5 protein-coding genes are annotated in these 6,867 nt (G+C 57.6%); all 5 read left to right on the top strand.

The annotated features are described in order from the left end of the window. The first annotated feature begins 197 nt into the window (after positions 1–197). The 5 genes from CJZ82_RS17120 (at position 198) to CJZ82_RS18160 (ending at position 6,596) form a co-directional block, all read left to right on the top strand. Entirely contained in the window at positions 198–1,736 is a 1,539-nt protein-coding gene (locus CJZ82_RS17120; protein WP_198949830.1) for an arylsulfatase, read from the top strand. Continuing rightward, the gene (locus tag CJZ82_RS17115; RefSeq protein WP_094556945.1) at positions 1,733–4,132 is read left to right on the top strand and encodes an arylsulfatase; all 2,400 of its coding nucleotides are present in this window, start codon (positions 1,733–1,735) and stop codon (positions 4,130–4,132) included. The genes CJZ82_RS17120 and CJZ82_RS17115 overlap by 4 nt, the downstream gene beginning before the upstream one ends. A gap of 362 nt (positions 4,133–4,494) precedes the next feature. Then, the gene (locus CJZ82_RS17110) at positions 4,495–4,803 is read left to right on the top strand and encodes a nucleotidyltransferase family protein (RefSeq protein WP_094556944.1); all 309 of its coding nucleotides are present in this window, start codon (positions 4,495–4,497) and stop codon (positions 4,801–4,803) included. After that, on the top strand, positions 4,793–5,179 hold the full coding sequence (locus CJZ82_RS19700; RefSeq protein ID WP_094556943.1) for a HepT-like ribonuclease domain-containing protein: 387 nt from the start codon (positions 4,793–4,795) through the stop codon (positions 5,177–5,179). The genes CJZ82_RS17110 and CJZ82_RS19700 overlap by 11 nt, the downstream gene beginning before the upstream one ends. A 235-nt stretch (positions 5,180–5,414) precedes the next feature. Next, a complete protein-coding gene (locus CJZ82_RS18160) occupies positions 5,415–6,596 on the top strand; it encodes a hypothetical protein (protein WP_143593758.1) in 1,182 nt (393 codons plus the stop codon). Positions 6,597–6,867: the final 271 nt, after the last annotated feature.

The raw sequence follows: 6,867 nt of genomic DNA, 5'->3' as shown, positions 1-6,867 counted from the left end.
TTTCGGCGATATCGAGCCGAATTGCGCACATTCTACCTTCTAAAACTGCTCAGATCCATTGCGTTGCAGCCGCTCTGCCCTTTTTCAGGAAGCCCTAAGTGGCCATCGAGCCAACAGCAATCTAGGTTTTTGCATGCCTTGGCGCCCCAGTGGCTTGGGCTGTGAACAGCCCGTCGTCGAATCGGGGGACGCCAAGGATGAAGCCCATTCACAAACTAAAGCTGCTGTCCCTGGCCTGCCTCACCTGCTTGGCCTGCCTGGTCTGGTTCGCCCTGGTGCCCGCCTTTGCGCTGGAGGCCAACCGCCCGGCAGCTTTCTCGACCAGCATGGCGGCGCGGCCGAACATCATTTTCATCATGGCCGACGACCTCGGCAATGCCGATCTCGGCTACCGGGGCAGCGACATCCGAACACCGAACATCGACAAGCTCGCCCGTGAGGGTGTACGGCTCGAATCCTTCCACGGCATGCCCGTCTGTACGCCATCCCGCGCTGCCCTGATGACGGGCCGCTATCCGATGCGCTACGGCCTGCAGACCCTGGTGATCTTCCCCAATCACACCTACGGCCTGCCGACCGATGAGCGCACCCTGCCCCAGGCACTGAGGGAGGCGGGCTACCAGACCTCCATGGTGGGTAAATGGCACCTGGGCCATGCCGACAAGAAATACTGGCCGCAGAACCGGGGCTTCGATCACTTCTACGGCAACCTCGTCGGCGAGGTTGACTACTTCACCAAGATGCGCGGCGGCATTGTCGACTGGCAGCGCGGCGGCAAGTTCCTTCAGGAAAAGACGTACTACCTGCCGCTGATCGGCGACGAGGCGGTGAAACAGATCGAGAGGCAGGACAAGACCAAGCCGTTCTTCCTCTACTTCGCCTCCCTGGCGCCCCATGCCCCCTATCAGGCCCAGAAGGCCGACATCGAGCGCTACGCCGCCAGCATCAAGGACCCGACCCGCCGCACCTATGCCGCCATGGTCACCTCGGTGGACGACCAGGTTGGACGCATCGTCGCCGCCCTCGACAAGCGGGGCCTGCGCGAGAACACCCTGATCATCTTCTCCAGCGACAACGGTGGCCCCCGCAGCGCCGTGGTGGCCAGCGGGGCCCATTCCCCCGAAGAGCGCACCGAAAGCGGCGTGGTCCAGAGCTCCCTGCCGGCAAACAACGGCAACCTTCGGGGCGGCAAAGGCAGCCTCTATGAAGGTGGCGTGCGCGTCCCCACCATCTTCAACTGGCCGGGCACCTTGAAGCCATCCGTGATCAGTGAGCCGCTGCACATGGTGGATGTCATGCCCACCGCCCTGGCCCTGGCCGGCGCGGTGCCGAATCCTGCCAGCAAGCCCTTCGATGGCAAGAACATCCTGCCGATGCTCTCCGAAGGCAAGCCCTCGCCCCACGACGACATCCTGATCAATGTCGAAGCCTTCCGCGGCGCGATCATCAAGGGCCAGTGGAAGCTGGTGAAGATCGCCCTGCTGCCCGGCAAGACCGAGCTGTTCGACCTCCAGGCCGACCCGGGCGAGAAAAGCAACGTGGCCGAGCAGAACCCCGAGGTGGTGCGCGATCTCGAAGCCCGCCTGCTTGCCTATGCCAAGCAGCAGAAGATGAGCGAGTGGCTGAAGGCCCAGCCCAACTACCTTGGCGCCCAGGGCAAGACGATCCTCGACCCTGACTTCGACATCGACGACGGCGGTCTGCCGCAACAGAAACCGGTGCTCCCCAAGCCATGAAGCATCCATTGAGAAGCTTGGCGGTGGTGCTGTGCCTTCTGATCAGCAGTGGCGTGATCTCTGGGGCCTGGGCCCGTCCCAGCAAGGAAGCGACCCCAGCCGCCACTCCCTCAGACGGCTCGGTGTTGCCCTTCCCGCCAGTGCCCAGCGCCAGCATCGCCAAGCCCAGGCTGCAGGACTCGGTACACCGGCGCCGCGCCCAGCCGCAGCACCTGAAAGCTGATGCACCGAACGTGCTGATCGTCCTGCTGGACGACGTCGGTTTCGGCCAGGCCTCTACTTTCGGCGGCGAGATCAACACGCCCACCCTCAGCAAGCTGGCAAGCCAGGGCCTGAGCTACAACACCTTCCACACCACGTCGATCTGCTCCCCCACCCGGGCGGCGTTGCTCACGGGCCGCAATCATCAGCGGGTTGGCAACGGCACGATCGCCGAACGGGCCGTTGACTGGGACGGCTACACCGGCGTGATCCCGAAGACCTCGGCCACCATGGCCGAAGTGCTCCATCACTACGGATACAAGACGGCGGCCTTCGGCAAGTGGCACAACACGCCGGCCGACCAGACCACCGCCATGGGGCCGTTTGATCGCTGGCCGACGGGCCACGGCTTTGATTACTTCTACGGCTTCCTCGCTGGTGAAACCTCCCAATGGGAGCCCCGCCTGGTGGAGAACACCACCGTGGTGGAGCCACCCCACGACAAGACTTACCACCTGAGTGAGGACATGGCCCAACGCAGCATCGACTGGCTGCGCAAGCACCGTGCCTTCTCACCCGACAAGCCCTTCTTCCTGTACTGGGCGCCCGGGGCGGCCCATGGACCCCACCAGGTCGGCAAGGAGTGGTCAGAGAAGTACAAAGGCAAGTTCGATACCGGCTGGGATGCCTACCGCGAGCGGGTGTTCGCGCGCCAAAAGCAACTCGGCTGGATTCCCGCTGACACCAAGCTCACTCCCCGGACCGCGTCCATGCCCTCCTGGGACAGCATTCCGGCGGCCCAGCGCCCGTTCCAACTACGGCTGATGGAGATCTATGCCGGCTTCGTTGAGCACGTGGATGCCCAGGTGGGGAAGGTGATCGATGAGCTGGAGCGCCTAGGGGTGCGGGACAACACGATCGTGATCTACATCTTCGGCGATAACGGTGCCAGCGCCGAAGGGCAGAGCGGCACGATCAGCGAGTTGCTGGCCCAGAACGGTATCCCCAATACCGTCGAGCAGCAGCTGGCAGCCCTGGAGACGATGGGCGGCCTTGACGTGCTGGGGGGTCCCAAGACCGACAGCATGTACCACGCTGGATGGGCCTGGGCCGGCAATACGCCGTTCCAGTACACGAAGTTGATCGCCTCCCATTTCGGCGGCACCCGCAATCCCATGGTGATCTCCTGGCCCAAAGGGATCAAACCCGATCAGACCCCCCGGACCCAGTTCCACCACGTCAACGACATCGCGCCGACGATTTACGAGATCCTCGGCATCAAGCCGCCCTCCATGGTGGACGGATTCAGGCAGGATCCGATCGATGGCGTGAGCCTGGCGTACACCTTCGCCAACGCCAAAGCGCCAACGCGCAAGAAGGTTCAGTACTTCGACAACAACGGCAGTCGCGCCATCTTCCAGGACGGTTGGCTGGCCGCCACCTTCGGCCCCCTGGTTCCCTGGCTGCCTGGCGCGCCCGGCCTGGCGGCCTGGGATTCGGCCAAAGACAAGTGGGAGCTCTACAACCTCAACAAAGACTTCTCCGAAGCGGAGGATCTCGCCGCCCGCGAACCTAAGACGCTGGCCCAGCTACAGAAGAGATTCGATCAGCAGGCCGTGGCCAACAAGGTCTATCCGCTGGGTGCAGGCATCTGGCTGCGGCTGCACCCTGAAGATCGCATCAGGTCGCCCTACAGGAGCTGGCAGTTCGATGCCACCACCACGCGCATGCCGGAGTTCACGGCCCCCGGGCTCGGCCGCGAAAGCAATACCGTCAACATTGAGGCGGAGCTCGGAGAGAAGGCCTCCGGTGTGTTGTACGCCCTGGGGGGATCGGGCGGCGGCCTCAGCCTCTACATGGACAAGGGCCAGCTCGTCTATGAGTACAACATGATGATCATCGAGCGCACCATCGCCCGCTCGCAACGCACGATCCCCGCCGGTAGACATCGCATTGAGGCCACCACAACCCTGGCCACGGCCCAGCCGCTGTCGCCAGCCGAAGTGGTGCTGAAGGTGGATGGCCAAGAGGTGGCGCGCACCACGGTGAAGCGCACCGTGCCCGCTGCCTTCTCCGCCAGCGAAACGTTTGATGTGGGCGTTGATCTAGGCTCGACAGTATCCCTCGACTATTTCGAGCGCCGGCCCTTCCGCTTCGATGGCACGATCAAAAAGTTAGAGGTGCGGATGAACTGAATCAGCGTGAAAGCAAGATCCGCTGCCGTTTTTCGTTCCCTTTCACCCGTGCCTACCTCTTGCCCATCGATTCTCCATGAGTTGTCTCTCATGCAGTCCCTCAAGTTCTCAAGAAATTCCTTACGGCCGAGATGACAGGAGTTTTAATGGAGAGGTGGAGGCCAGCCCGCGCTACCTGTTAGGAGGCGACACCTTCGAACAAGCCCCTGGAGTGGACAGGCCTCCGTCGAGCCTGCTTCGATAGCCTTTGCTTCTTGCCTGCCACTCAGGGGCAGCGTTAGTCTGACCCCACGCGCCGAGCTCAGTATGCTCGGAATATCTCAAACCAGTTGTGCGAGCTAGAATGCCTGAAGAGGTGAATCATGACGAGTCTACTCGAGAATAACAAAGAAGCCATCGCCGAGCTGTGCCGCAAGTACAGCGTTCAGCGGCTGTTTGTCTTTGGATCAGCAATTAGGGATGACTTTCGACCAGGCCATAGCGATGTGGATCTTCTCGTCGAATTTGCCCCCATTGGTGGTCACGCAAAGTTCCATGCTTACTTCGAGATGCTTGACGAGTTACAAAGCGTACTCGGCACCAAAGTAGATCTCGTCATGAGTGGGGCTGTTCGCAATGCGATAATCGCTCGTGAGATTGAGAGGACCAAGAGGAAGATCTATGGCGCGTGATATATCTGCCTACCTCTGCGACATCATCGATGCCTGCAATTCAATTTCTTCAATTCTTGTTGACATCTCTATAGAGACGTATGTCGCGACGCGCGAAAAGCGCTCTGCAGTAGAACGCGAGTTCATTTTAATTGGCGAAGCAGCCTCGATGCTGGCTAAATTCTGGCCTGATCGGTTCAAGCGCTTATCAGACGGCCGGAAGGCAATTGGGTTTCGCAACATACTCACTCACAACTATGCTTCAGTTGATTACGAGACTGTATATGAAACCGCTCTCAATGATGTCCCGAAGCTGAGAAGTGAATGTTTTGAGTTACTCAGGGAGTCGGAAGGCGTAGTGAAAGATGGTCCCGAGGAGAGACCTGAGACAGACTAACAATGCCATTCACCTGAGCCGCCTCCAAATATTTCTTGCGGGCCCCCCTACTCACTGCGGCCAGGTGATGGCCAGCGTTCGGCGGATCACACGGGCTGGCTAGTGTCTATCCACACCTCTAAGCTGATAAGGATTTCTGACTCACATTATGGAGGAGCTAAGTCCGGCCTCAATACTAAATGATGAAAGTGTTGTCGCATTGCTAAACGATGCGTCCTATTCAGGAAGGCGAGAGATGTTGAAAGACGTTCTTATCATTTCATTTATCTCAAGCTTGCATCTGAATGAAGGACGTCAACTCAGATTTGCGATAGCGATAGAAGATGAAGTTGTAAAAACGACTCATTTGCATAGATTTGATCCCCCCATACCTTTGGAGGCGAGGTATCTTCAGTCTATAAGCCCTGCTCTTTCTGGAGACGATGACTGCTTTATTGTAGAAGGAGGCGTCAAGTACGGTAACACTTTGATGATTGTGGGTACTGCTGCTCGGCCTCAGGCTGAGCTTCTCCCTTCTTTTATGTATCCTCGGCCTATTGTCGTGTCAGCAAATGGACCAGGAGTGATTTGTCTTGAGATTGGCGATGTGAAGATTATTTATGACAAAGGCACGCTAAAACATTCAAACCGCAGTCAAGCCAATAAGCTATGGGAAGATATAGCCTTGGCATTTGTTGACAAGGTTTCAACCCCGAGTAAACAAGTTCAGGTCTTGGCTTATGGCCTCTATGGTAATCCAGAGGTTGATGCCGAGTTGTGGGAGTTGCACAAGAGTGACTACATTAATATAACTAAGGACTATTGCCCGGAATTGCTTAGTGGAGTCGTTCATGTAATTGTCAGAGAAATTCAAAGGGCTGATCATGGTGGTGCTTTCATGCTCCTTCCATCGCCGTTGCAACAGGATAGTCTCTTTCGGGATAAGCGCTTGTATTCAGAAATTAGGTTTGAGCTGAGTGAGGCAATTCATAGAGTCCTTGCTCTTAACTCGATCTACACTCTGGCATTACAAGGAAAGTGGATCTATCCCAATGGTGTGCTCCCAACCACCCCGGACGACTTCCCTTTTTGGGTGAAACAGATTGTCTATCCTCAGCTCACAAACTCGTATATTGATCTCACAAAGCAATGTCAGAGGATAGCGAACCTTGCCAACGCTGATGGAGCAGTTGTACTTAACACACTTTTTGGCTTGGAAGCATTTAATGCGAAGCTTAATAGCCGTAGTGATATGACGGCCTTTCCCGTAGAGTTGGCGAGATTTCTCGGCTCAAGAGGTAATCGTCATAACTCCATGGCTAGTGCTATTTCCTCGTTGTCAGGTTCAATAGGGATAGTAGTATCTCAGGATGGGAACGCCGTTTGCTTCCATAGGCTCTTTGAAGATGAGATTGAGTTCTTTGAACTAACCTTATAGGTGTAATGCCATGGAGTGCCCGTCGAACATCAAGATGCAGAAGACGGGTGCAGGGGGAGCTGCCAATGCCGAAGCCTCTGCCCGCTTCTGATCTTGAGCGTTCGGCATACCACCACACATGCATAATCCAGTCGATATTACGAGTTGCGACACTCTATCATTCAAGCCCAAGTAGGGCCTCCTGAGAAAGTGAAAACCAGCCCCAGGGCAACAAAGTGGGGGATCCAGGTTCACCTCTGAGTATTCCTCAGGCTGCAGCTGCCTGATGGCC

The organism is Synechococcus sp. 1G10, assembly GCF_002252625.1.
In the GTDB taxonomy this organism is placed as follows: Bacteria; Cyanobacteriota; Cyanobacteriia; order PCC-6307; family Cyanobiaceae; genus Regnicoccus_A.
The sequence above is the reverse complement of the archived record's forward strand: the minus strand, read 5'-3'. Positions and strand labels throughout refer to the sequence as shown.

Bases quoted from the DNA above. Each gene is read 5' to 3' on its own strand.
- CJZ82_RS17120 (WP_198949830.1), top strand. From the start codon at position 198: ATGAAGCCCATTCACAAACTAAAGCTGCTGTCCCTGGCCTGCCTCACC.
- CJZ82_RS18160 (WP_143593758.1), top strand. From the start codon at position 5,415: ATGTTGAAAGACGTTCTTATCATTTCATTTATCTCAAGCTTGCATCTG.
- CJZ82_RS19700 (WP_094556943.1), top strand. From the start codon at position 4,793: ATGGCGCGTGATATATCTGCCTACCTCTGCGACATCATCGATGCCTGC.
- CJZ82_RS17115 (WP_094556945.1), top strand. From the start codon at position 1,733: ATGAAGCATCCATTGAGAAGCTTGGCGGTGGTGCTGTGCCTTCTGATC.
- CJZ82_RS17110 (WP_094556944.1), top strand. From the start codon at position 4,495: ATGACGAGTCTACTCGAGAATAACAAAGAAGCCATCGCCGAGCTGTGC.